At 56.6% G+C, this 23,427-nt stretch carries 22 protein-coding genes and 1 other annotated feature; of the genes, 19 read left to right on the forward strand and 3 right to left on the reverse strand.

The genetic code is table 11. The features are described from left to right. The 4 genes from dnaA to gyrB all read left to right on the forward strand — a co-directional run. Positions 1–1,395 (forward strand): chromosomal replication initiator protein DnaA (dnaA, locus tag ACQG1K_RS00005; protein WP_223831758.1); only part of this gene is annotated, 1,395 nt, incomplete at its 5' end. Positions 1,396–1,399: 4 nt separating this feature from the next. Beyond that, a complete protein-coding gene (dnaN, locus tag ACQG1K_RS00010) occupies positions 1,400–2,500 on the forward strand; it encodes a DNA polymerase III subunit beta (protein WP_003861122.1) in 1,101 nt (366 codons plus the stop codon). Next, positions 2,500–3,573 (forward strand): DNA replication/repair protein RecF, encoded by a 1,074-nt coding sequence (gene recF, locus ACQG1K_RS00015; RefSeq protein WP_022646527.1) that lies wholly within the window; start codon positions 2,500–2,502, stop codon positions 3,571–3,573. The genes dnaN and recF overlap by 1 nt, the downstream gene beginning before the upstream one ends. 28 nt (positions 3,574–3,601) lie before the next feature. Next, positions 3,602–6,013 carry a DNA topoisomerase (ATP-hydrolyzing) subunit B gene (gyrB, locus tag ACQG1K_RS00020; protein WP_367076379.1) on the forward strand — a complete coding sequence of 804 codons (2,412 nt, stop codon included), beginning with the start codon at positions 3,602–3,604 and terminating at the stop codon, positions 6,011–6,013. A gap of 34 nt (positions 6,014–6,047) precedes the next feature. Here the strand turns inward: gyrB and ACQG1K_RS00025 are convergent, their stop codons facing one another. Next, positions 6,048–6,983 (reverse strand): LysR family transcriptional regulator, encoded by a 936-nt coding sequence (locus ACQG1K_RS00025; RefSeq protein WP_063849880.1) that lies wholly within the window; start codon positions 6,981–6,983, stop codon positions 6,048–6,050. Between the two features lie 110 nt (positions 6,984–7,093). On the opposite strand from ACQG1K_RS00025, the gene ACQG1K_RS00030 reads away from it, so the two are divergent. The 8 genes from ACQG1K_RS00030 (at position 7,094) to ACQG1K_RS00065 (ending at position 15,318) form a co-directional block, all read left to right on the forward strand. Then, positions 7,094–8,119, forward strand: a complete 1,026-nt coding sequence (locus tag ACQG1K_RS00030; RefSeq protein WP_275062034.1) for a zinc-dependent alcohol dehydrogenase family protein — start codon at positions 7,094–7,096, stop codon at positions 8,117–8,119. 113 nt (positions 8,120–8,232) lie between these two features. Next, complete coding sequence (gene yidA, locus ACQG1K_RS00035; protein WP_069596104.1) at positions 8,233–9,045, forward strand: sugar-phosphatase; 813 nt, start codon at positions 8,233–8,235, stop codon at positions 9,043–9,045. 226 nt (positions 9,046–9,271) lie between these two features. Continuing rightward, positions 9,272–9,961 carry a D-galactonate utilization transcriptional regulator DgoR gene (dgoR, locus tag ACQG1K_RS00040; protein WP_003861109.1) on the forward strand — a complete coding sequence of 230 codons (690 nt, stop codon included), beginning with the start codon at positions 9,272–9,274 and terminating at the stop codon, positions 9,959–9,961. After that, on the forward strand, positions 9,958–10,836 hold the full coding sequence (locus tag ACQG1K_RS00045; RefSeq protein WP_367076377.1) for a 2-dehydro-3-deoxygalactonokinase: 879 nt from the start codon (positions 9,958–9,960) through the stop codon (positions 10,834–10,836). The genes dgoR and ACQG1K_RS00045 overlap by 4 nt, the downstream gene beginning before the upstream one ends. Next, positions 10,820–11,437 carry a 2-dehydro-3-deoxy-6-phosphogalactonate aldolase gene (locus tag ACQG1K_RS00050; protein ID WP_063841676.1) on the forward strand — a complete coding sequence of 206 codons (618 nt, stop codon included), beginning with the start codon at positions 10,820–10,822 and terminating at the stop codon, positions 11,435–11,437. The genes ACQG1K_RS00045 and ACQG1K_RS00050 overlap by 17 nt, the downstream gene beginning before the upstream one ends. Then, entirely contained in the window at positions 11,434–12,582 is a 1,149-nt protein-coding gene (gene dgoD, locus ACQG1K_RS00055) for a galactonate dehydratase (RefSeq protein ID WP_017694024.1), read from the forward strand. Before ACQG1K_RS00050 ends, dgoD begins: the two co-directional genes overlap by 4 nt. A 117-nt stretch (positions 12,583–12,699) precedes the next feature. Then, positions 12,700–14,037: an MFS transporter gene (locus ACQG1K_RS00060; RefSeq protein WP_161177384.1), complete on the forward strand. Its 1,338-nt coding sequence runs from the start codon at positions 12,700–12,702 to the stop codon at positions 14,035–14,037. 51 nt (positions 14,038–14,088) lie between these two features. After that, the gene (locus ACQG1K_RS00065) at positions 14,089–15,318 is read left to right on the forward strand and encodes a DUF3748 domain-containing protein (RefSeq protein ID WP_367076375.1); all 1,230 of its coding nucleotides are present in this window, start codon (positions 14,089–14,091) and stop codon (positions 15,316–15,318) included. Here ACQG1K_RS00065 and ACQG1K_RS00070 read toward each other — a convergent pair. Further along, the gene (locus tag ACQG1K_RS00070) at positions 15,315–15,647 is read right to left on the reverse strand and encodes a YceK/YidQ family lipoprotein (RefSeq protein WP_032622035.1); all 333 of its coding nucleotides are present in this window, start codon (positions 15,645–15,647) and stop codon (positions 15,315–15,317) included. The genes ACQG1K_RS00065 and ACQG1K_RS00070 overlap by 4 nt on opposite strands. A gap of 247 nt (positions 15,648–15,894) precedes the next feature. After that, positions 15,895–15,969, forward strand: a sequence feature (ROSE (Repression Of Heat Shock gene Expression) occurs in the 5'-region of heat shock genes and acts as an RNA thermometer to modulate expression.). Between ACQG1K_RS00070 and ibpA the strand changes: the two genes are divergently transcribed. The 3 genes from ibpA (at position 15,963) to ACQG1K_RS00085 (ending at position 18,772) form a co-directional block, all read left to right on the forward strand. Then, positions 15,963–16,373, forward strand: coding sequence for a small heat shock chaperone IbpA (ibpA, locus tag ACQG1K_RS00075; protein ID WP_003861094.1), 411 nt, complete (start codon positions 15,963–15,965; stop codon positions 16,371–16,373). (Overlaps the previous feature by 7 nt.) A gap of 136 nt (positions 16,374–16,509) precedes the next feature. Further along, on the forward strand, positions 16,510–16,938 hold the full coding sequence (ibpB, locus tag ACQG1K_RS00080; protein ID WP_022646539.1) for a small heat shock chaperone IbpB: 429 nt from the start codon (positions 16,510–16,512) through the stop codon (positions 16,936–16,938). Positions 16,939–17,110: 172 nt separating this feature from the next. After that, the gene (locus ACQG1K_RS00085) at positions 17,111–18,772 is read left to right on the forward strand and encodes a putative transporter (RefSeq protein ID WP_022646540.1); all 1,662 of its coding nucleotides are present in this window, start codon (positions 17,111–17,113) and stop codon (positions 18,770–18,772) included. Here ACQG1K_RS00085 and ACQG1K_RS00090 read toward each other — a convergent pair. Then, a complete protein-coding gene (locus ACQG1K_RS00090; RefSeq protein ID WP_022646541.1) occupies positions 18,740–19,486 on the reverse strand; it encodes a GntR family transcriptional regulator in 747 nt (248 codons plus the stop codon). The genes ACQG1K_RS00085 and ACQG1K_RS00090 overlap by 33 nt on opposite strands. A gap of 221 nt (positions 19,487–19,707) precedes the next feature. Between ACQG1K_RS00090 and ACQG1K_RS00095 the strand changes: the two genes are divergently transcribed. The 4 genes from ACQG1K_RS00095 (at position 19,708) to ACQG1K_RS00110 (ending at position 23,426) form a co-directional block, all read left to right on the forward strand. After that, positions 19,708–21,330, forward strand: coding sequence for an alpha-glucoside-specific PTS transporter subunit IIBC (locus ACQG1K_RS00095; protein ID WP_367076372.1), 1,623 nt, complete (start codon positions 19,708–19,710; stop codon positions 21,328–21,330). Further along, positions 21,327–22,649 carry a 6-phospho-alpha-glucosidase gene (locus ACQG1K_RS00100; RefSeq protein ID WP_023305140.1) on the forward strand — a complete coding sequence of 441 codons (1,323 nt, stop codon included), beginning with the start codon at positions 21,327–21,329 and terminating at the stop codon, positions 22,647–22,649. Before ACQG1K_RS00095 ends, ACQG1K_RS00100 begins: the two co-directional genes overlap by 4 nt. A 92-nt stretch (positions 22,650–22,741) precedes the next feature. After that, the gene (locus ACQG1K_RS00105) at positions 22,742–23,089 is read left to right on the forward strand and encodes a YidH family protein (RefSeq protein ID WP_003861080.1); all 348 of its coding nucleotides are present in this window, start codon (positions 22,742–22,744) and stop codon (positions 23,087–23,089) included. Beyond that, positions 23,079–23,426, forward strand: coding sequence for a DUF202 domain-containing protein (locus ACQG1K_RS00110; RefSeq protein WP_022646545.1), 348 nt, complete (start codon positions 23,079–23,081; stop codon positions 23,424–23,426). Before ACQG1K_RS00105 ends, ACQG1K_RS00110 begins: the two co-directional genes overlap by 11 nt. The last annotated feature ends 1 nt before the right edge of the window (position 23,427 follow it).

Genomic DNA, 23,427 nt, shown 5'->3' on the forward strand with positions numbered 1-23,427 from the left:
GTGTCACTTTCGCTTTGGCAGCAGTGTCTTGCCCGATTGCAGGATGAGTTACCAGCCACAGAATTCAGTATGTGGATCCGCCCATTGCAGGCGGAACTGAGCGATAACACGCTGGCTTTGTACGCGCCAAACCGTTTCGTGCTCGATTGGGTAAGGGATAAATACCTTAATAACATCAATGGACTGCTGAACGATTTCTGCGGGTCAGATGCCCCACAGCTGCGTTTTGAAGTGGGCACAAAGCCGGTCACCCAAACCGTTCGTGAAGTTGTCAATGTGGCAGCCCCTGCACAGGCGGCGCCCGCTCCAGCGCCTCGCGTTGCACCGGCTCGTCAGGGCTGGGATAACGTTCCAGCCCCCGCTGAGCCTACCTACCGCTCTAATGTTAACGTGAAACACACGTTCGATAACTTCGTTGAAGGTAAGTCGAACCAGCTGGCGCGCGCGGCGGCCCGCCAGGTTGCCGATAATCCCGGTGGTGCTTACAACCCGCTGTTCCTTTATGGCGGCACGGGTCTCGGTAAAACGCACCTGCTGCATGCGGTGGGCAACGGCATTATGGCGCGTAAGCCCAATGCCAAAGTAGTGTATATGCACTCCGAACGCTTCGTTCAGGACATGGTAAAAGCCCTGCAAAACAATGCGATCGAAGAGTTTAAACGCTACTACCGTTCCGTTGATGCGCTGCTGATCGATGACATCCAGTTCTTTGCCAATAAAGAACGATCGCAGGAAGAGTTTTTCCACACCTTTAACGCCCTGCTGGAAGGCAATCAGCAGATCATTTTGACCTCGGATCGTTATCCAAAAGAGATCAACGGCGTTGAAGATCGTCTCAAATCCCGCTTCGGCTGGGGCCTGACCGTGGCGATCGAGCCGCCGGAGCTGGAAACCCGCGTCGCGATCCTGATGAAAAAAGCCGACGAGAACGACATTCGCCTGCCGGGTGAAGTGGCGTTCTTTATTGCCAAGCGCCTGCGTTCCAACGTTCGTGAGCTGGAAGGGGCACTGAACCGCGTTATCGCCAACGCCAATTTTACCGGTCGTGCGATCACCATCGATTTTGTGCGTGAAGCGCTGCGCGATTTGTTGGCATTGCAGGAAAAACTGGTCACCATCGACAATATTCAGAAGACGGTGGCTGAGTACTACAAGATCAAAGTGGCAGATTTACTGTCTAAACGTCGTTCCCGCTCGGTGGCGCGTCCGCGTCAGATGGCGATGGCGCTGGCAAAAGAGCTCACCAACCACAGCCTGCCGGAAATCGGTGATGCGTTTGGTGGACGTGACCATACGACCGTGCTGCACGCCTGTCGCAAGATTGAGCAGTTACGCGAAGAAAGCCACGACATAAAAGAAGATTTTTCCAATTTAATCAGAACATTATCATCGTGACGCTATGAAATTTACCGTTGAACGTGAACATTTATTAAAACCGCTGCAACAGGTGAGTGGCCCATTAGGCGGCCGCCCTACGCTGCCTATTCTTGGAAACCTGCTGCTTCAGGTCGCTGACGGTACGCTGTCGCTGACCGGCACAGATCTGGAAATGGAAATGATCGCGCGCGTTACGCTGACTCAGCCGCACGACGCGGGCGCGACCACGGTTCCGGCACGTAAATTCTTTGATATTTGCCGTGGGCTGCCGGAAGGCGCTGAAATCGCCGTGCAGCTGGAGGGCGACCGCATGCTGGTGCGCTCTGGCCGCAGCCGTTTCTCCCTCTCCACGCTGCCCGCTGCGGACTTCCCGAACCTGGATGACTGGCAGAGCGAAGTTGAATTTACCCTGCCGCAGGCGACGATGAAGCGTCTGATTGAAGCCACGCAGTTCTCCATGGCGCATCAGGACGTTCGTTACTACTTAAACGGCATGCTGTTCGAAACCGAAGGTGAAGAGCTGCGTACCGTGGCTACAGACGGTCACCGTCTGGCGGTCTGTTCCATGCCGATTGGCGATTCACTGCCAAACCATTCGGTGATCGTACCGCGTAAAGGCGTAATTGAACTGATGCGTATGCTCGACGGCGGCGACACCCCGCTGCGCGTGCAGATCGGTAGCAACAATATTCGTGCCCACGTGGGCGATTTTGTCTTCACATCGAAGCTGGTAGACGGACGTTTCCCGGATTATCGCCGCGTATTGCCGAAGAACCCGGACAAAACGCTGGAGGCAGGTTGCGACATCCTCAAGCAGGCGTTCGCGCGCGCCGCTATTCTCTCCAACGAGAAATTCCGCGGCGTACGTCTGTACGTGAGTGAAAACCAGATCAAAATCACCGCCAACAACCCGGAGCAGGAAGAGGCAGAAGAGATTCTGGACGTCACCTACGCCGGGGCTGAGATGGAAATCGGCTTCAACGTCAGCTATGTGCTGGATGTGCTGAATGCACTGAAATGCGAGAACGTTCGCATCCTGCTGACTGACTCCGTTTCGAGCGTACAGATTGAAGATGCCGCATCACAGTCGGCTGCTTATGTTGTCATGCCAATGAGACTGTAATGTCGCTCACCCGTCTGTTGATCCGCGACTTTCGCAACATCGAGAGCGCGGATCTCGCTTTATCCCCTGGCTTTAATTTCCTGGTTGGCGCGAACGGCAGCGGCAAAACCAGCGTGCTGGAAGCCATCTATACGCTCGGTCATGGCCGGGCGTTTCGCAGTTTGCAGATTGGTCGCGTAATTCGCCACGAGCAGGATGCGTTTGTGCTGCATGGGCGCTTGCAGGGCGCCGAGCGGGAAACCGCCATCGGCCTGACCAAAGACAAGCAGGGCGACAGCAAGGTGCGCATCGACGGCACCGACGGCCACAAGGTGGCGGAGCTGGCACTGCTGATGCCGATGCAGCTGATTACGCCGGAGGGGTTTACTTTACTCAACGGCGGCCCCAAATACAGAAGAGCGTTCCTCGACTGGGGATGCTTTCACAATGAAGCCGGTTTCTTTAACGCCTGGAGCAATCTGAAGCGTCTGCTTAAACAGCGTAACGCCGCATTGCGCCAGGTCACGCGCTACGCCCAGCTGCGTCCGTGGGACATGGAATTAATTCCTCTTGCGGAACAAATCAGCCGCTGGCGTGCCGAATACAGCGCAGGTATCGCCGAAGACATGGCCGACACCTGCAAACAGTTTTTACCCGAGTTCTCTCTCACCTTCTCTTTCCAGCGTGGCTGGGAAAAAGAGACGGATTATGCCGAGGTGTTAGAGAGAAGCTTCGAGCGCGATCGCATGTTGACCTACACCGCGCACGGCCCGCACAAGGCGGATTTCCGCATTCGTGCCGACGGTGCGCCGGTGGAAGACACGCTGTCGCGCGGGCAGCTGAAGCTCCTGATGTGCGCGCTACGCCTGGCGCAGGGGGAGTTCCTCACCCGCGAAAGTGGGCGACGCTGCCTGTACCTGATAGATGATTTTGCCTCGGAACTTGACGACGCGCGGCGCGGGCTACTTGCCAGCCGCTTAAAAGCCACGCAGTCGCAGGTTTTCGTCAGCGCCATTAGCGCTGAACACGTTATGGACATGTCGGACGAAAATTCGAAGATGTTTACCGTGGAAAAGGGTAAAATAACGGATTAACCCAAGTTGAAATGAGCGAGAAACGTTGATGTCGAATTCTTATGACTCCTCCAGTATCAAAGTCCTGAAAGGACTGGATGCGGTGCGTAAGCGCCCGGGTATGTATATCGGCGACACGGATGACGGCACCGGTCTGCACCACATGGTATTCGAGGTGGTAGATAACGCTATCGACGAAGCGCTCGCGGGTCACTGTAAAGACATCGTGGTCACGATCCATGCGGACAACTCCGTGTCCGTTACCGATGATGGTCGTGGCATCCCAACCGGTATTCACCCGGAAGAGGGCGTATCTGCTGCGGAAGTTATCATGACCGTTCTGCACGCAGGCGGTAAGTTCGATGATAACTCCTATAAAGTTTCCGGCGGTCTGCACGGCGTAGGCGTATCCGTAGTAAACGCCCTGTCGCAGAAGCTGGAGCTGGTTATCCAGCGCGAAGGCAAAATTCACCGCCAGATTTACACCCATGGTGTGCCGCAGGCACCGCTGGCCGTTACCGGCGATACCGACAAAACCGGAACCATGGTGCGTTTCTGGCCGAGCCTTGAAACCTTCACCAACGTCACCGAATTCGAGTACGAGATCCTGGCGAAACGCCTGCGTGAACTGTCGTTCCTGAACTCCGGCGTGTCGATTCGACTGCGCGACAAACGCGACAACAAAGAAGACCACTTCCACTACGAAGGCGGTATCAAGGCGTTCGTTGAGTATCTGAACAAGAACAAAACGCCAATTCACCCGAATATCTTCTACTTCTCTACTGAAAAAGACGGTATCGGCGTGGAAGTGGCACTGCAGTGGAACGATGGTTTCCAGGAAAACATCTACTGCTTTACCAACAACATTCCACAGCGCGACGGCGGTACTCACCTTGCGGGCTTCCGCGCGGCGATGACCCGTACCCTGAACGCCTACATGGACAAAGAAGGCTACAGCAAAAAAGCGAAAGTCAGCGCCACCGGTGACGATGCCCGTGAAGGCCTGATTGCCGTGGTCTCCGTGAAGGTGCCGGATCCGAAATTCTCCTCACAGACCAAAGACAAGCTGGTCTCTTCTGAGGTGAAATCGGCGGTTGAACAGCAGATGAACGAACTGCTGAGCGAATACCTGCTGGAAAACCCGTCCGACGCGAAAATCGTGGTGGGTAAAATTATCGATGCGGCGCGTGCCCGTGAAGCGGCGCGTAAAGCCCGTGAAATGACCCGTCGTAAAGGCGCGCTGGACCTGGCAGGCCTGCCGGGCAAACTGGCTGACTGCCAGGAACGCGATCCGGCGCTGTCTGAACTGTACCTTGTGGAAGGGGACTCCGCGGGCGGTTCTGCAAAGCAGGGCCGTAACCGCAAGAACCAGGCGATTCTGCCGCTGAAGGGTAAAATCCTTAACGTTGAGAAAGCGCGCTTCGACAAGATGCTCTCTTCTCAGGAAGTGGCGACGCTCATCACCGCGCTCGGCTGCGGCATCGGTCGCGACGAGTACAACCCGGACAAACTGCGCTATCACAGCATCATCATCATGACCGATGCGGACGTCGACGGCTCGCACATTCGTACGCTGCTGTTGACCTTCTTCTATCGTCAGATGCCGGAAATCGTTGAGCGCGGCCACGTCTACATTGCCCAGCCGCCGCTGTATAAAGTGAAGAAAGGCAAGCAGGAACAGTACATTAAAGATGACGAGGCGATGGATCAGTACCAAATCGCGATCGCCCTTGATGGTGCGACCCTGCACGCAAACTCCAGCGCGCCAGCGCTGGCCGGTGAACCGCTGGAGCGTCTGGTCTCCGAGTTCAACGCCACGCAGAAAATGATTGGCCGTATGGAGCGTCGCTATCCGAAAGCGCTGCTGAAAGAGCTGATTTATCAGCCAACCGTGACCGAAGCCGATCTGAGCAACGAGCAGACCGTCACCCGCTGGGTGAACACCCTGGTGAGCGAGCTGAACGAGAAAGAGCAGCACGGCAGCCAGTGGAAGTTTGACGTTCAGCAGAACGCTGAGCAGCAGTTCGAGCCGATCGTACGCGTGCGTACCCACGGCGTCGATACCGACTACCCGCTGGAGCACGAGTTTGTTACCGGTCCGGAATACCGCCGTATCTGCACCCTCGGCGAGAAGCTGCGTGGTCTGATCGAAGACGACGCGTTTATCGAACGTGGCGAGCGTCGTCAGCCGGTAGCCAGCTTCGAACAGGCGCTGGAGTGGCTGGTGAAAGAGTCCCGTCGTGGCCTCTCTATTCAGCGTTATAAAGGCCTGGGCGAAATGAACCCGGATCAGCTGTGGGAAACCACCATGGATCCGGAAAGCCGTCGCATGCTGCGCGTCACCGTTAAAGACGCAATCGCAGCGGATCAGCTGTTCACTACCCTGATGGGTGACGCGGTTGAACCACGTCGCGCCTTCATCGAAGAGAACGCCCTGAAAGCGGCGAATATCGATATTTAATCGTCGTTATACCGCACGATAACAGGCCGCGCTTTTAGCGCGGCTTTTTTATGGGCGCAGGCATATCCAGCGACATCACGGACGGTAAACGGCTCGCCAGCGTATCTATCGCTATTCTAACCCTCAGCGGCAGATGCGGCGTCTGCTGCCAGACTGCATGAACGTCGAAGCGCACGTCCGGTGCCTGCTTTAAAAGCGGGATGAGTTTTCCCTGATGTATTTCTCTGCGGGCCATCCAGCAGGGCAACCACGCAAGGCCGTGTCCGGCCAGCGCAGCGTCGCAGATTGCCTGTAAATCATCCATATTGAGCGATGAGCGGGGAGTAAAGGTGTGCGATCTCCCTTCGCTATCCATTAGCTGCCAGGGCAGCACTCTGCCTGATCGCAGATAGTTAATGGCAGTGTGGTGGGGTAAATCAGCAACGTTTTCTGGATGGCCGTTCTTCATCAGGTAATCCGGGGCGGCACACAGCACCATGCGATGCTCGCCCAGCCTTCTGGCGACCAGCAGGCTGCTGTCCTGCAGCGTGCCGTTACGTACCGCCATATCAAAGCCTTCCTCTACCAGATCCACCACGCGGTCGCTGAATGACATTTCAAGCTCAAGCCCAGGATGTTCCTGCGTCAGTTCTATCAGCAGTGGCGCGACGCACTGGCGACCAAACAGAACCGGCATGGCGACGCGCAGGCGGCCGCTGACCTGCTGCTTCCCTGTTTCAAGCAGCGACTCCGCGCCCCGAATCTCCTCCAGCGCGCGAAGGCAGCGTTCATAAAACAGAGCGCCGTTGTCGGTCAGCCTCTGGCTGCGGGTGGTACGCTGGAAAAGACGTACGCCCAGCCGCTCTTCAAGACGAGCAATGCTTTTTCCTACCGCCGAGCGCGACAAATGCAGACGGACGGCGGCCTGCGCAAAACTTCCCGCCTCAACGGCGGCCACAAATACAGGTATATCCTTCAGCGTATCGGTCATGGATTGTATCCACTGCGTCATCAATTATGGGAAAACTTATCGCCACTGGCGACCAGGCGTCAACGGTAGACTGTCAGTCCTAAAGCTTATTTGATGGCAGGAGAGAAAAAATGACAGAAACAATGCAGCGCTGGTCAATGAACGCCCTTGGGCGCGAGAGCCTTCAGCTTGTTCAGGTGCCTGTGCCACAGCCCGGCCCGGGTGAGATCCGCGTGCGGGTGAGTGCCGTTGCGCTCAACTACCGGGATAAAATGGTGATTGAAGGCACGATGCCGATTCCGCTTTCCTTCCCGTTTACCCCAGCATCTGACATGGCAGGCGTGGTGGACAGCATTGGCGAAGGCGTTACGCGTTTCAAACCCGGCGCACGCGTCATCTCAACCTTCTTCCCTGAGTGGATCGACGGCAAGCCGCAGGCAGACGCGCGCGATTTGCCCTATAAAACGTCCGGTGGATACTTCCAGGGTATGCTGGCCGAGTATGTGATTGTGAAGGAAAACGCGCTGGTGGCGTCCCCGGAAAGCCTGAATGACGCTGAGGCCAGCACGCTTCCTTGCGCGGGGCTTACCGCATGGTTCGCGCTGGTGGAGCGCGGTCATTTACGCGCCGGGCAATCGGTGCTGGTACAAGGCACGGGCGGTGTGGCGCTATTCGCTTTGCAGATAGCAAAAGCGCACGGCGCAGAAGTTATTGTTACGTCGGGGAGTGATGAAAAACTGGCACTAGCCAAAAAGCTGGGAGCCAGCCAGGGCATCAACCGACTGAAAGGCGACTGGGCTGAAAATTCGCTGGCACTGACGCAGGATCGCGGCATCGACCATATTATCGAAACCGTGGGTGGGGAGAATCTGAGACATTCCCTTCGCGCGGTAGCCGTTCACGGGCGTATCTCCGTTATTGGCGTGCTGGCCGGAACGGACATTTCCCTGCCTGCTGGCGAGCTGCTGCTGAAATCCCCCGTCATTCAGGGGATTGGGGTTGGACACCGCCGGGCGCTGGAAGATTTTGTCCGTGCTGTTGATGTCACGGAGTTAAAACCGGTGATTGAACATCGCTATCGTTTTGACGAACTGGAACAGGCGCTTGAGCATCTGGATCGCGGTGCGTTTGGCAAAATCGTTCTCACCCGCGAGTGAGTTCTTGTTCCCGGGATAAATATAAAAGGGGCTTTTTGTTACGCAAGGTAGCTCTATTTTTGTGTGCTTAATCGCGTTAGCATGAAATAGCACTCATTTATCCCGGGGACCTCATGGCTATCAAACTCATTGCAATCGATATGGACGGCACGCTGCTGCTGCCAGACCACACTATCTCTCCTGCCGTTAAAAATGCGATCGCCGCCGCACGCGAAAAAGGCGTGAACGTGGTGCTCACCACCGGACGCCCGTATGCCGGGGTGCACAGCTACCTGAAAGAGCTGCACATGAATGAGCCTGGCGATTACTGCATCACCTATAACGGCGCGCTAGTGCAAAAGGCAGCCGATGGCAGCACGGTGGCGCAAACTACACTGAGCTATGATGACTACCTGTTCCTGGAAAAGCTCTCCCGCGAAGTGGGCTCTCACTTCCACGCGCTCGATCGCAATACGCTTTACACCGCCAACCGCGATATCAGCTACTACACGGTGCACGAGTCCTACGTTGCAACCATTCCACTGGTGTTCTGCGAAGCGGAAAACATGGACCCGGCAACCCAGTTCCTGAAAGTGATGATGATTGATGAACCTGCGGTTCTCGACAAAGCCATCTCACGCATTCCGGCTGAGGTAAAAGAGAAATACACCGTGCTGAAAAGTGCGCCGTACTTCCTCGAAATCCTCGATAAACGCGTCAATAAAGGCACGGGTGTCAAATCGCTTGCCGATGCGCTGGGCATCAAGCCTGAGGAGATTATGGCGCTGGGCGACCAGGAAAACGATATTGCGATGATCGAATATGCAGGCATGGGCGTGGCGATGGATAACGCCATCCCGTCGGTGAAAGAAGTGGCGAACTTCGTCACCAAATCTAACCTGGAAGACGGCGTGGCTTATGCGATTGAGAAATTTGTCCTGTCCTGACAGCTGTCTGTAATCATCAGCCTCGGTTATCAACCGGGGCTTTTTTTGGCGCTGAATTTATCGAATTGTTCTTTTTGTGATCTGGATTGTAGTACAACATTAATTGATTGTACTACATTGTCACCACGGCAAAGGCGAAAGGACTCACGTTTGTACTGCAAAAGTGAGGCGAAATTCAGCGGTCGCGGTAAAGTAGTGATGGACTTACAGAGCACAAGGACTCTCCATGACACTCAATAAAACCGATCGCATTGTCATCACGCTGGGCACTCAGATTGTGGGTGGCAAATACGTTCCCGGTTCGCCGCTGCCAGCAGAGGCGGAACTGTGCGAGGAGTTTGAAACCTCGCGCAATATCATCCGGGAAGTGTTCCGCTCGCTGATGGCGAAGCGGCTGATTGAAATGAAGCGCTATCGCGGCGCGTTTGTTGCGCCGCGTAACCAGTGGAACTACCTCGATACCGATGTTCTGCAATGGGTACTGGAAAACGACTACGACCCACGGCTTATCGGCGCGATGAGCGAAGTCCGAAATCTGGTGGAACCGGCCATCGCCCGCTGGGCAGCAGAGCGTGCAACGTCAGGTGACCTGGCACAGATTGAGTCGGCGTTAAACGACATGATCGCCAATAACCAGAATCGGGAGGCGTTCAACGAGGCGGACATTCGCTACCACGAGGCGGTACTGCAGTCGGTGCATAACCCGGTGTTACAGCAGCTTAGCGTGGCGATCAGCTCGCTACAGCGAGCAGTTTTTGAACGTACCTGGATGGGCGATGAGGCCAACATGCCGAAAACGCTTCAGGAACATAAAGCGCTGTTCGATGCGATACGGCATCAGGACGGCGATGCGGCAGAGCAGGCGGCGCTGACCATGATCGCCAGCTCGACTCGAAGGTTGAAGGAAATCACATGACATCACGCTACATCGCAATTGACTGGGGATCGACCAATCTGCGCGCCTGGCTCTACCAGGGTGAGCAGTGTCTGGAAAGCAGGCATTCAGAAGCAGGTGTGACGCGCCTGAACGGTAAATCCCCCGAAGCGGTGTTAGCAGAGGTGACACAAAACTGGCGCGACGGTACTACGCCAGTGGTGATGGCCGGAATGGTCGGCAGTAACGTGGGCTGGAAGGTTGCGCCTTACCTGTCGGTTCCGGTGCATTTCACCGCCGTTGGCGAGCAGTTAACGTCTGTTGGCGACAATGTCTGGATTATTCCCGGTTTATGCGTCTCTCGCGACGATAACCATAACGTGATGCGCGGCGAAGAGACGCAGCTGCTCGGGGCGCGCACCCTTTCTCCTTCTTCTGGCTACGTCATGCCCGGGACGCACTGCAAATGGGTCCAGGCGGATGCTGAGCAAATTCATGATTTCCGCACGGTGATGACCGGCGAACTGCACCACTTGCTGCTTAAGCATTCGCTGGTGGGGGCCGGTTTGCCGGAGCAAACCCCTTCGCCGGAAGCGTTTGCCGCCGGGCTTGAGCGCGGGATCGCATCCCCTGCCGTTTTGCCGCAACTTTTTGAGGTTCGCGCCTCGCACGTGCTGGGAAATCTTCCGCGCGAGCAGGTCAGCGAATTTCTGTCCGGCCTGCTGATTGGCGCAGAAGTCGCCGCCCTGAGCGACGGGTTCGCCGGGCAGCAGGCCATCACGCTCGTCGCGGGTTCATCGCTGACGTCTCGTTACCGCCAGGCGTTCCACGCTATCGGACGGGATGTTGCTGCGGTGGAAGGCGACACGGCATTTCAGGCAGGCATAAGGAGCATCGCTCATGCAGTGGCAAACTGATCTTCCCCTTATCGCGATTTTGCGCGGTATCACGCCCGGTGAGGCCTTAGCGCACGTTGGCGCGGTGATCGACGCCGGGTTCGACGCGGTGGAAATCCCGCTCAACTCCCCGGAATGGGAAAAAAGCATTCCGGCAGTTGTTAAGGCGTTCGGTGATAAGGCGCTGATTGGTGCTGGTACCGTATTACAGCCGGAGCAGGTGGATGAGCTGGCGAAGATGGGCTGCAAGCTTATCGTCACACCGAATATCAACCCCGAGGTGATCCGCCGGGCGGTGGATTACGGCATGACCGTATGCCCGGGTTGCGCCACGGCCACAGAAGCCTTTGCCGCCCTCAATGCGGGCGCACAGTCTCTCAAAATTTTCCCGTCGTCGGCCTTTGGTCCGGATTACATCAAAGCGCTGAAAGCGGTCTTACCCGCCAGCGTGCCGGTCTTTGCCGTGGGCGGCGTCACGCCGGAAAACCTGGTGCAGTGGATAAAAGCGGGTTGTGCGGGCGCGGGGCTGGGCAGCGATCTCTATCGTGCCGGACAGCCCGTTGAGCGTACCGCACAGCAGGCGGCAGCATTTGTGAAAGCGTATCGAGAGGCAGTGCAATGAAAATAACCAAACTTACCACGTACCGTTTACCCCCGCGTTGGATGTTCCTGAAAATCGAAACCGACGAAGGCGTGGTTGGCTGGGGCGAGCCGGTGATTGAAGGCCGTGCGCGTACGGTTGAAGCCGCGGTTCACGAGCTGGGTGAATACCTGATTGGCCAGGATCCGGCGCGCATCAACGACCTGTGGCAGGTCATGTACCGGGCGGGATTTTACCGTGGCGGTCCGATCCTGATGAGCGCCATCGCCGGTATCGATCAGGCGCTGTGGGATATCAAAGGCAAAGTTCTGAATGCCCCGGTCTGGCAATTAATGGGCGGCCTGGTGCGAGACAAAATCAAAGCCTACAGCTGGGTGGGCGGTGACCGCCCTGCGGAAGTGATCGACGGTATCCGGCAGCTGCGCAACATCGGTTTTGACACCTTCAAACTCAACGGCTGCGAAGAGATGGGCGTTATCGATAACTCGCGCGCGGTAGACCGGGCGGTGAACACCGTGGCGCAAATCCGCGAGGCTTTCGGCAACGAGATTGAGTTTGGCCTGGATTTCCACGGCCGCGTCAGCGCGCCAATGGCCAAAGTGCTGATTAAAGAGCTGGAGCCGTATCGCCCGCTGTTTATTGAAGAGCCTGTTCTGGCCGAGCAGGCGGAATACTATCCAAAACTGGCTGAACAGACGCACATTCCCATCGCGGCGGGGGAGCGTATGTTCTCGCGCTTCGAGTTTAAGCGCGTGCTAGAAGCGGGCGGCATTGCGATCCTGCAACCGGACCTCTCCCACGCGGGTGGCATCACTGAATGCTACAAAATTGCCGGCATGGCAGAAGCCTACGATGTGGCGCTGGCGCCGCACTGTCCGCTTGGGCCGATTGCGCTGGCAGCCTGTCTGCATGTGGACTTCGTCTCCCGCAATGCGGTGTTCCAGGAACAAAGCATGGGCATTCACTATAACAAGGGCGCGGAGCTGCTCGACTTTGTGAAAAACAAGGAAGACTTCAGCATGGAAGGCGGTTTCTTTAAACCGTTAACGAAGCCGGGCCTTGGCGTGGAGATCGACGAAGCCAAAGTCATTGAGCTGAGTAAAAGTGCGCCGGACTGGCGTAACCCACTGTGGCGTCTTGAAGACGGTTCCGTAGCCGAGTGGTAAATCGCCGGATGGCGCTACGCTTATCCGGCCTACTCTCTCGTAGGCCCGGTAAGCGAAGCGCCACCGGGCAAAAAAAACGTACATAGAAAAAATATAACCCTCTGTAAATTACAGGGCATGGTGAGCGGCTTCGCTATGCCCAAAATCTGGAGACAGATTGCGATGGATATTCCAGTTACTGCTACAAAAACCGGGCGTCGTCGTTACCTGACGCTGATCATGATCTTTATTACCGTGGTCATCTGTTATGTCGACCGCGCCAACCTTGCCGTGGCATCGGCTCATATTCAGGAAGAGTTTGGCATCACCAAAGCGGAAATGGGCTACGTCTTCTCGGCGTTTGCCTGGCTGTATACGCTCTGCCAGATCCCCGGCGGCTGGTTCCTTGACCGCGTGGGGTCACGTCTGACCTACTTTATCGCTATTTTGGGCTGGTCCGTGGCGACCCTGTTCCAGGGCTTCGCCACCGGGCTGATGTCGCTGATAGGCCTGCGCGCCATCACCGGGGTGTTTGAAGCGCCCGCGTTCCCGACCAACAACCGCATGGTGACCAGCTGGTTCCCTGAACACGAACGTGCTTCCGCTGTTGGTTTTTACACCTCCGGGCAGTTTGTTGGTCTGGCGTTTCTGACGCCGCTGTTAATCTGGATCCAGGAGCTGCTGAGCTGGCACTGGGTGTTCATCGTCACCGGCGGGATCGGCATTATCTGGTCGTTAATCTGGTTTAAGGTCTATCAGCCGCCGCGTCTGACCAAAAGCATCACCAAAGCCGAACTGGACTACATCCGCGACGGCGGCGGTCTGGTGGACGGCGATGCGCCAGTGAAAAAAGAGGCGCGCCAGCCGCTGACCAGAGCGGACTGGAAGCTGGTCTTCCACCGTAAGCTGGTGGGCGTATATCTGGGCCAGTTCGCGGTGACCTCCACGCTGTGGTTCTTCCTCACCTGGTTCCCGAACTATCTGACCCAGGAAAAAGGGATAACCGCGCTGAAGGCGGGCTTTATGACCACCGTTCCCTTCCTTGCGGCGTTTTTCGGCGTGCTGCTCTCGGGCTGGCTGGCGGATAAGCTGGTGAAAAAAGGCTTCTCACTGGGCGTTGCGCGTAAAACGCCGATTATCTGCGGACTGCTGATCTCTACCTGCATCATGGGAGCGAACTACACCAACGATCCAGTGTGGATCATGACCCTGATGGCGGTAGCGTTCTTCGGGAACGGTTTTGCCTCCATCACCTGGTCGCTGGTGTCGTCCCTGGCACCGATGCGGCTGATTGGCCTGACCGGAGGCGTGTTCAACTTCGTTGGCGGCCTGGGCGGGATCACCGTGCCGCTGGTCATCGGTTACCTGGCGCAGGACTACGGCTTTGGTCCGGCTCTGGTGTATATCTCTGCCGTGGCGCTGATCGGCGCGCTCTCCTACATCCTGCTGGTAGGTGACGTGAAACGAGTAGGCTAATCCCTTCGGATGTTTTACCCTGATGCGATAACCGCGCATCAGGGTATTTTCATGAAACAAATCACCTTCGCTTCCCGCAACCACCAGCTCACCAACATCAACATCTGGACGCCAGACAGCCAGTGGCTTGTCTATGATGTCCGCCCGTCCGGCGCGTCGTTTACCGGTAAAACCATTGAGCGGGTCAATGTCATTACGGGCGAGGTTGAGGTGATCTACCGTGCGACTGACGGCGCGCATGTCGGCGTGGTGACCGTTCATCCTGCCGAGGAGAAATATGTTTTTATCCACGGCCCGAAAAAACCGGATGCAGACTGGCAGTATGATTTTCACCATCGTCAGGGAGTGATTGCGCACAATGGCCAGGTGAGCAATCTTGATGCGATGGATATCACCGCGCCTTACACGGCGGGGGCGCTGCGTGGCGGCAGCCACGTTCACGTTTTTAGCCCGAACGGGCAGTTCGTCAGCTTTACCTACAACGACCATGTACTGCACGCGCGCGATCCGCAGCTGGATTTGCGTAACGTCGGGGTGGCGGCGCCTTTTGGTCCGGTAAATCCACAGGGGAACCATCCGCGGGAATATGCTGGCACCTTCTGGAGCGTGCTGGTAAGCCGGACAACGCCGAACCCGCAACCGGGCAGCGATGAGATCAACCGCGCCTATGAAGAGGGCTGGGTGGACAACGACAGGCTGGCGTTTATCGGCGATACGGTGTCTGCGAAAGGCGAGAAAGTGCCCGAACTGTTTATTGTGGACCTTCCCAAGGACGAGCAGGGCTGGAAACGGGCGGGCGATGCGCCGTTGCAGGGGACGCCGGATACAATGCCCGCGCCGCCTGCGGGCGTCATGCAACGCCGCCTTACCTTCACCCATCAGAAGGCGTATCCGGGGCTGGTGAACGTGCCGCGCCACTGGGTGCGCAGCAATCCACAGGGGACGCAGATTGCGTTTTTAATGCGGGACGATAACGGCATTGTGCAGCTGTGGCTTATCTCCCCTGAAGGCGGTGAGCCGCGTCAGTTGACCCACGCTGAGAGCGATATTCAGTCGGCCTTTAACTGGCATCCTTCCGGCAACGGGCTGGGATTTGTGCTTGCAGGCTGCATTGCCTGCTGCGATGCGCAGACCGGAGAGGTGACGTTTTTGACGTCCGATCATGGCAACCCGCCGTCTGCTGACGCTGTGGTGTTTTCCCCGGACGGACGTTTTGTTGCGTGGATGGAAGAGAAGGACGGTTTCCGCCAGCTGTGGCTAACGGAAACCGCACAGAATTAGCGCGGGGTCATCTCTGCGGGTGGGATGACGGAGTTAGTCGCCAGCGTCTCCTGCTCGCTTTTCTCAACGCGCGAACGCACTGAGCTGTCGGTGCGGAACATATCCCACGGCAGCAGAAGCGTATCGGCAACCGCCGTAAACGGCATATCAAGAATCGCCAGAGATTTGGTACCCCAGTTTGTCTCATCATCAGAGATCATGGCGGCACTGGCGCGCGTCCCCGGATATGTTCCTTCTTTACCGCCGGTGTGCGACATCACGCTCGAACACCCGCAAAGTAAAACAACCCCGCTGAACGTCGCCAGCTTAATCAGAACATTTCTCATCATCACTCAGTCATCATTAGTAGCACGGCATTGACCTGCAACTCAGGGTTATAGCGAGGCGCGTCCAAAATGGATAGCTCAAAACTCCCGCACTGTGGTCGCCATCGCAATTTAACCCTTTGTGCTGTGCCCCTGAGTCTATGCGACAACCAGCAAAGTGCAAAAAAATCTCACATCAACAGGCTTGAAAAGGCCGTATCCAGACCCATTTTAAGAATGTAACCCGATAACGGACACGCCTGATGGGTGTTCGGGGAAGCAGAAGCCTGTCCATGGTGGAAGGCTACATTTTCTCGCTGATTCCAGGAGTTTTTATCTATGCGTAATTTCGATCTCTCTCCGCTATACCGTTCTGCCATTGGTTTTGATCGTCTGTTCAACCACTTAGAAAACAACCAGAGCCAGAGCAACGGCTATCCTCCTTACAACGTTGAATTGGTTGACGAAAACCACTATCGCATTGCGATTGCTGTCGCCGGTTTCGCAGAGAGCGAACTGGAGATCACCGCGCAGGACAATCTGCTGGTGGTGAAAGGCTCCCATGCGGGCGAGCAGAAAGAACGAACCTACCTCTACCAGGGCATCGCAGAGCGCAACTTTGAACGCAAGTTCCAGCTGGCTGAAAACATCCACGTCAAGGGCGCGAACCTGGTGAACGGCCTGCTGTTTATCGAGCTGGAACGTGTGATTCCGGAAGAGAAAAAACCGCGTCGTATCGAAATCAATTAATTAAGCGGGTCGCGGCTGCGGCCCACCTGAAATTGCTTGCCGTAAAGGGAGCATATGCGAATCCGTAAGGGTTTGCAGGTACAACTGCGCACAAAAATAAACTGTGCCGAACTCGCTTCTCAGAAGGAGATTTAGTATGCGTAACTATGATTTTTCCCCCCTGCTGCGTCAGTGGATCGGTTTTGACAAACTGGCTAACGCGCTGCAAAGCGCAACCGAACAGCAGACGTTTCCGCCGTACAACATCGAAAAAAGCGATGATAACCACTACCGCATCACGCTTGCGCTGGCCGGGTTTCGTCAGGAAGATCTCGACATCCAGCTTGAGGGTACGCGCCTGACCGTTAAAGGGTCACCGGAAAAACCAGACACCGAGACCAAATGGTTGCATCAGGGGCTTGTCACTCAGCCGTTTAGCCTGAGCTTTACCCTGGCAGACCATATGGAAGTTTCTGGCGCGACGTTCACTAACGGGCTGCTGAATATTGACCTCACCCGTAACGTGCCGGAAGCTATCGCGCCGCAGCGCATCGCCATTAGCGACAGGCCGGCGTTAAACAGTTAACAAACCCGCCGAAACTGTAGGTCGGGTTAGGCGCAGCCGCCACCCGACAACGCTCACAGACCGCACAAGGCCCTGCCCCGGCAGGGCTTTTTTGTGCGCCATCGCCCATACAACCGCCGCCAGCTCTGAGAGAATCCCTGTTATAACTAAGGTTATACACAGGATGTGGAACATGAGTGATATCGCGTTAACCGTCAGCGTGTTGGCCCTTGTCGCGGTAGTGGGGCTATGGCTGGGGAATATCAAAATCCGCGGCGTCGGGTTTGGGATTGGCGGAGTGCTTTTCGGCGGGATTTTTGTCGGCCATTTTGCCGACCAGCTTGGGTGGGTGCTCAGCGCCGATATGCTGCATTTCATCCAGGAGTTCGGCCTGATCCTCTTTGTGTATACCATCGGTATTCAGGTGGGGCCGGGCTTCTTCGCTTCCCTGCGCGTCTCCGGTTTACGCCTTAATCTCTTTGCCTTCGGCATCGTCGTGATGGGTGGGCTGGTCACCGCCATTCTGCACAAACTCTTCGCTATTCCGCTGCCCGTCGTGCTGGGCATCTTCTCCGGCGCCGTAACCAATACGCCCGCGCTCGGGGCGGGCCAGCAAATTCTGCGCGATCTGGGTATCCCTGCTGATGTCGTCGATCAGATGGGGATGAGCTACGCCATGGCCTATCCGTTTGGCATTTGCGGTATTTTGCTCTCCATGTGGCTGGTGCGCGTGCTGTTCCGCATTAACGTCGAGCAGGAGGCGAAAGAGCATGAAAGCACGCTGACCAACGGCCATGCGCTCATTAAAACCATCAACATTCGCGTCGAAAACCCCAACCTGAATAATATGGCGATACAGGATGTCCCCATTCTGAACAGCGCGACCATTATCTGTTCACGCCTGAAACGTGACGACACGCTGATGGTGCCTTCACCTGACACCCTCATTCAGCACGGCGATCTCCTGCATCTGGTAGGGCAACCGGCGGATTTAAACAATGCCCGGCTGGTGATTGGTCAGGAGGTGGATACCTCGCTCTCAACCCGTGGAACGGACATGCGCGTGGAGCGCGTGGTAGTGACCAATGAGAAGGTCCTGGGCAAGAAAATACGCGATTTGCAGGTTAAAGAGCGTTATGACGTGGTGATCTCCCGGCTTAACCGCGCCGGTGTCGAGCTGGTGGCCAGCCAGGATGCCAGCCTGCAATTCGGTGATATTCTCAACCTCGTCGGGCGTCCTTCATCTATTGATGCCGTAGCGAACATGGTGGGCAACGCCCAGCAAAAACTCCAGCAGGTGCAGATGCTGCCGGTCTTTATCGGCGTCGGGCTTGGCGTCATGCTTGGCTCCATCCCCCTGTACGTGCCCGGCTTCCCGGTAGCACTGAAGCTGGGGCTGGCAGGCGGGCCGCTCATTATGGCGCTGATCCTCGGGCGTATCGGCTCCATCGGTAAGCTCTACTGGTTTATGCCGCCGAGCGCTAACCTGGCGCTGCGGGAGTTGGGCATCGTGCTGTTTCTGGCGGTGGTGGGGCTTAAATCCGGCGGTGATTTTGTCGATACTCTGGTGAACGGCGAAGGGATGAGCTGGGTAGGCTACGGCATATTCATTACCGCCATCCCGCTGATAACGGTCGGATTACTGGCGCGTATGTTCGCTAAAATGAACTATCTCACGCTGTGCGGCATGCTGGCCGGTTCCATGACCGATCCGCCCGCGCTGGCGTTCGCCAATAACCTGCACGCCACCAGCGGCGCGGCGGCGTTGTCCTACGCCACGGTCTATCCGCTGGTGATGTTTTTGCGCATTATCACCCCGCAACTACTGGCGGTGCTGTTCTGGGGGATGGGCTAATAAGTCTTCCGGGTGGATACGCCGCAGATGGTAGTCCACCTGGTAATCGCTGGTGTTCCGGAACATCACGGAATAGTTGAGGAACTCGCCGCTGTCGCTGTAGGAAAGAGAGGTGATGCGCAGCAGCGGCGTCTGTTCCGGCAGATTCATATAACCGGCCAGCTGTTTATCTGCCAGCACTGGCGTCAGGCTCTCGTAGTTGCCGCTAATGGTAATCCCGCACTCCTTCTCGATGTAATCAAACTTAGACCCTTCGAGATGCGCCAGGGAAAGATTGCGGAACAGCTTCACCGGCATAAAGCTGTCCTCCAGCATCAGCGGTTTTCCGTCCACGTAACGCACCCGCCTTGAAAAATAGATCCGCTCATCAACCTGAATCCGCAGCTGGCTGGCGATGGCGGGCGGCGCGGGCATCACTTCAAACTGCAACACCTTGCTCTGCACTTCTTTCCCCTGCTGGCGCAGTACCTCCACCAGCCCGGTCAGGTTAGTCGTTTCATGATGAACGTCTTTGCGCGCCACGAACGTCCCGCTGCCGTGTCGACGTTCAACCAGCCCCCAGCTTACCAGCAGATCCAATGCCTTGCGGATGGTCATCCGGGCTACGCCAAACTCCTTTGCCAGCGCTTTTTCGCCGGGTAACGGGCTGCCAATGTTGTAGTCCGACGAATTGAGCCGTAGCCGCAATCTGTCGGCAATAGATTTGTAGATCACCTGTAGACCTCTGCTCGCCCGTTATGGCGTGGATTACGTCTTAACTTGTCCATATTTGCTATCAAAAGTAGACCTGATTGGTCAAATTAAAACCATGAATGCGATCACGAATCGCAGCGGCACGCCATGTTCCCGCATCAGTAACTTCTTATGCTCACCTCAGGCCAGTAAAAAATCATAAAGGCCTCTACCCCTACAGGTTGTTTCATGAGGATTTAAAAATGCTCAGTCAAATACAACGTTTTGGCGGCGCCATGTTCACCCCGGTTTTACTGTTTCCCTTTGCCGGGATCGTGGTCGGGATCGCCATCATGCTTCGCAACCCGCTGTTTGTCGGCGAAGCTTTAACGGCCCCCGATCATCTGTTCGCGCAGATTGTTCACATCATCGAAGAGGGCGGCTGGGCGGTGTTCCGCAATATGCCGCTGATTTTTGCTGTCGGCTTACCGATTGGCCTGGCAAAGCAGGCGCAGGGCCGCGCCTGTCTGGCGGTGCTGATTAGCTTTCTGACCTGGAACTACTTTATCAACGCGATGGGGATGACCTGGGGTCACTTCTTTGGCGTCGACTTCTCTGCTGAACCCACTGCTGGCAGCGGGCTGGCGATGATTGCCGGAATCAAAACGCTTGATACCAGCATCATCGGGGCGATTATCATTTCCGGGCTCGTCACCGCCATCCACAACCGATTTTTCGACAAGCCGTTGCCAGTCTTCCTGGGGATTTTCCAGGGTACCTCGTTTGTCGTTATCCTCGCGTTCTTCGTGATGATCCCCTGCGCCTGGCTGACGCTGCTGGGCTGGCCGAAAGTGCAGATGGGCATTGAGTCCCTGCAGGCGTTCCTGCGCTCTGCCGGTGCGCTCGGCGTATGGGTCTATACCTTCCTGGAACGCATTCTGATCCCAACCGGATTGCACCACTTTGTCTACGGTCCGTTTATCTTCGGCCCGGCGGCGGTAGAGGGCGGCATTCAGGTCTACTGGGCGCAGCACCTGCAGGAATTCAGCCAGAGCACTGTGCCGCTAAAAACACTGTTCCCTGAAGGCGGCTTCGCCCTGCACGGCAATTCGAAAGTGTTTGGCTCGGTCGGGATTGCGCTGGCGATCTGGTACACCGCGTCGCCGGAAAACCGCGTCAAGGTTGCGGGGCTGCTGGTTCCGGCCACGCTTACCGCCGTGCTGGTGGGTATTACCGAACCGCTGGAGTTCACCTTCCTGTTTATCTCGCCGTTGCTGTTTGCTATCCATGCCGTGCTGGCCGCAACGATGGCGACGGTGATGTATACCTTCGGGGTTGTGGGGAACATGGGGGGCGGTCTGCTGGACCAGTTCCTGCCGCAAAACTGGATCCCGATGTTCCATAACCACGCCTCGACGGTATTCACCCAGATTGGCATCGGCCTCTGCTTCACCGCTCTCTATTTCGTGGTCTTCAGGACGCTTATCGAACGTCTGAATCTGAAAACGCCGGGCCGGGAAGAGAGCGAAATCAAGCTCTACAGCAAGGCCGACTATAAGGCGGCGCGTGGGCAAACCACCGCCCCGGCAGCAGCCAGCCAGCAGGTCGGACAGGCCGCTGGGTTCTTACAGGCGCTCGGCGGCGCAGCAAATATCGAAAGTATCAATAACTGCGCCACCCGCCTGCGTATCGCCCTGGTGGATATGACGAAAGCCCAAAGCGACGACGTCTTCAAAGCCCTGGGCGCACACGGTGTGGTGCGACGCGGCAACGGCATTCAGGTGATTGTCGGTCTGCACGTTCCTCAGGTGCGCGACCAGCTGGAATCGCTGATGAAAACCCCTTTAACAAACGAACAAACCACTCTGACAGAGGCTATATCATGAAAAAATTCTCAGTTGTTATTGCAGGCGGCGGCAGTACATTCACGCCTGGTATCGTCCTGATGCTGTTAGCCAACCGTGACCGTTTCCCGCTGCGTGCGCTGAAGTTCTATGACAATGACGGAGCACGTCAGGAGGTTATCGCGGAGGCGTGCAAAATCATCCTCAGGGAGCAGGCGCCTGAGATTGAATTTAGTTACACCACCGATCCGAAAGCAGCCTTTACCGATGTGGATTTCGTGATGGCGCATATTCGCGTGGGCAAATACCCGATGCGTGAAAAAGATGAAAAAATCCCGCTGCGCCACGGCGTGCTGGGCCAGGAAACGTGCGGGCCGGGTGGCATCTCCTACGGCATGCGCTCCATCGGCGGCGTGCTTGAGCTGGTAGATTATATGGAGCAGTACTCCCCGAAAGCGTGGATGCTGAACTACTCCAACCCGGCGGCGATTGTCGCGGAAGCCACGCGCCGCCTGCGTCCGAACGCGAAAATCCTCAACATCTGCGACATGCCGATCGGCATTGAAGGCCGTATGGCGCAAATCGTCGGCCTGAAAGACCGCAAAGAGATGCGCGTGCGCTACTACGGTCTGAACCACTTCGGCTGGTGGACGTCGATTGAAGATCTGAACGGAAACGATCTGATGCCGAAACTGCGCGAATACGTGGCGAAAAACGGTTATGTTCCGCCTTCGGAAGATGCGCATACTGAAGCGAGCTGGAACGATACCTTCGCCAAGGCCAAAGACGTACAGGCGCTGGATCCGGACACCATGCCGAACACCTACCTGAAGTATTACCTGTTCCCGGACTATGTGGTCGCCCATTCCAACCCGGAGCGTACCCGCGCCAATGAAGTGATGGATCACCGTGAGAAGCATGTATTCAGTTCATGCCGGGCGATTATCGAAGCCGGTCATTCTTCTGCCGGTGAACTGGAAATCGACGAACATGCGTCGTACATCGTCGATCTGGCGACCGCGATTGCCTTTAACACCCAGGAACGCATGTTGCTGATTGTGCCTAACAATGGGGCTATCCATAATTTTGACGCCGACGCGATGGTAGAAATTCCGTGTCTGGTCGGCCACAACGGACCGGAGCCGCTGACCGTGGGTGATATTCCGCACTTCCAGAAAGGGCTCATGAGCCAGCAGGTGGCGGTGGAAAAACTGGTGGTGGACGCCTGGGAGCAGCGCTCGTATCAGAAACTCTGGCAGGCGATTACCCTGTCGAAAACCGTACCGAGCGCATCGGTGGCGAAGGCGATTCTGGACGATCTGATTGAAGCTAATAAGGATTACTGGCCAGAGCTGCACTAATCTTTCTGACCGGCATCGCCAGATGCCGGTCTCCTTGTCCTGGCTGAATTACGCTATGCTGAAGCCTGCATGATGCACGACAAGGAACCTTCATGAACATTTCCCGCCTCGGTGAAGCGCCGGACTACCGCTTCTCACTGGCTAACGAACGCACGTTCTTAGCGTGGATCCGCACCGCCCTGGGCTTTCTGGCCGCAGGCGTCGGCCTTGATCAGCTCGCCCCCGATTTTGCCACTCCGTTGATTCGCGAAGTGCTGGCCCTGCTGCTGTGCCTGATTGCCGGCGTGCTGGCGATTTATGGCTATCTGCGCTGGCTGAGAAATGAAAAAGCGATGCGTCTGAAGCAGGATCTCCCCTACACGCGCGGTTTGCTCATCATCAGTACGATTTTGCTGATGGTTGCGGGCGTAGTGATGTTACTGGTGCTGTATGCCGGATAGCCGCAAAGCGCGGCGGGAAGCGGACCCCGGGCTTCAGCCGGAGCGAACCTCGCTGGCCTGGCTGCGCACGCTGCTTGGGTATGGTGCGTTGATCGCGCTTGCCATTAAGCACAACTGGCACCGCACGGGGGCGCCATTCTGGATCTCCATTGTTGTGCTGGCGCTGGTAGCCATCATTTTATGGCGCTACACCCGCAGCCGTAACCTGATGGACGTGGCGCAGAGCGACTTTGTACAGCCGAAGGCGGTGCGGGATAAGTTCCTTATCGCCCTGGCCGTGCTGTCGCTGTCACTGCTGTTTGCGGTCACCCACATTCAACAAATTTTGCACCTGTAGG

Source organism: Enterobacter cloacae complex sp. 402C9 (assembly GCF_050030745.1).
GTDB lineage: Bacteria > Pseudomonadota > Gammaproteobacteria > Enterobacterales > Enterobacteriaceae > Enterobacter > Enterobacter intestinihominis.

What these genes read in the sequence shown, in the direction of transcription:
- dnaN (WP_003861122.1), top strand. Translation starts at nt 1,400, where the DNA reads ATGAAATTTACCGTTGAACGTGAACATTTATTAAAACCGCTGCAACAG.
- recF (WP_022646527.1), top strand. Translation starts at nt 2,500, where the DNA reads ATGTCGCTCACCCGTCTGTTGATCCGCGACTTTCGCAACATCGAGAGC.
- gyrB (WP_367076379.1), top strand. Translation starts at nt 3,602, where the DNA reads ATGTCGAATTCTTATGACTCCTCCAGTATCAAAGTCCTGAAAGGACTG.
- ACQG1K_RS00025 (WP_063849880.1), bottom strand. Translation starts at nt 6,983, where the DNA reads ATGACCGATACGCTGAAGGATATACCTGTATTTGTGGCCGCCGTTGAG.
- ACQG1K_RS00030 (WP_275062034.1), top strand. Translation starts at nt 7,094, where the DNA reads ATGACAGAAACAATGCAGCGCTGGTCAATGAACGCCCTTGGGCGCGAG.
- yidA (WP_069596104.1), top strand. Translation starts at nt 8,233, where the DNA reads ATGGCTATCAAACTCATTGCAATCGATATGGACGGCACGCTGCTGCTG.
- dgoR (WP_003861109.1), top strand. Translation starts at nt 9,272, where the DNA reads ATGACACTCAATAAAACCGATCGCATTGTCATCACGCTGGGCACTCAG.
- ACQG1K_RS00045 (WP_367076377.1), top strand. Translation starts at nt 9,958, where the DNA reads ATGACATCACGCTACATCGCAATTGACTGGGGATCGACCAATCTGCGC.
- ACQG1K_RS00050 (WP_063841676.1), top strand. Translation starts at nt 10,820, where the DNA reads ATGCAGTGGCAAACTGATCTTCCCCTTATCGCGATTTTGCGCGGTATC.
- dgoD (WP_017694024.1), top strand. Translation starts at nt 11,434, where the DNA reads ATGAAAATAACCAAACTTACCACGTACCGTTTACCCCCGCGTTGGATG.
- ACQG1K_RS00060 (WP_161177384.1), top strand. Translation starts at nt 12,700, where the DNA reads ATGGTGAGCGGCTTCGCTATGCCCAAAATCTGGAGACAGATTGCGATG.
- ACQG1K_RS00065 (WP_367076375.1), top strand. Translation starts at nt 14,089, where the DNA reads ATGAAACAAATCACCTTCGCTTCCCGCAACCACCAGCTCACCAACATC.
- ACQG1K_RS00070 (WP_032622035.1), bottom strand. Translation starts at nt 15,647, where the DNA reads ATGATGAGAAATGTTCTGATTAAGCTGGCGACGTTCAGCGGGGTTGTT.
- ibpA (WP_003861094.1), top strand. Translation starts at nt 15,963, where the DNA reads ATGCGTAATTTCGATCTCTCTCCGCTATACCGTTCTGCCATTGGTTTT.
- ibpB (WP_022646539.1), top strand. Translation starts at nt 16,510, where the DNA reads ATGCGTAACTATGATTTTTCCCCCCTGCTGCGTCAGTGGATCGGTTTT.
- ACQG1K_RS00085 (WP_022646540.1), top strand. Translation starts at nt 17,111, where the DNA reads ATGAGTGATATCGCGTTAACCGTCAGCGTGTTGGCCCTTGTCGCGGTA.
- ACQG1K_RS00095 (WP_367076372.1), top strand. Translation starts at nt 19,708, where the DNA reads ATGCTCAGTCAAATACAACGTTTTGGCGGCGCCATGTTCACCCCGGTT.
- ACQG1K_RS00100 (WP_023305140.1), top strand. Translation starts at nt 21,327, where the DNA reads ATGAAAAAATTCTCAGTTGTTATTGCAGGCGGCGGCAGTACATTCACG.
- ACQG1K_RS00105 (WP_003861080.1), top strand. Translation starts at nt 22,742, where the DNA reads ATGAACATTTCCCGCCTCGGTGAAGCGCCGGACTACCGCTTCTCACTG.
- ACQG1K_RS00110 (WP_022646545.1), top strand. Translation starts at nt 23,079, where the DNA reads ATGCCGGATAGCCGCAAAGCGCGGCGGGAAGCGGACCCCGGGCTTCAG.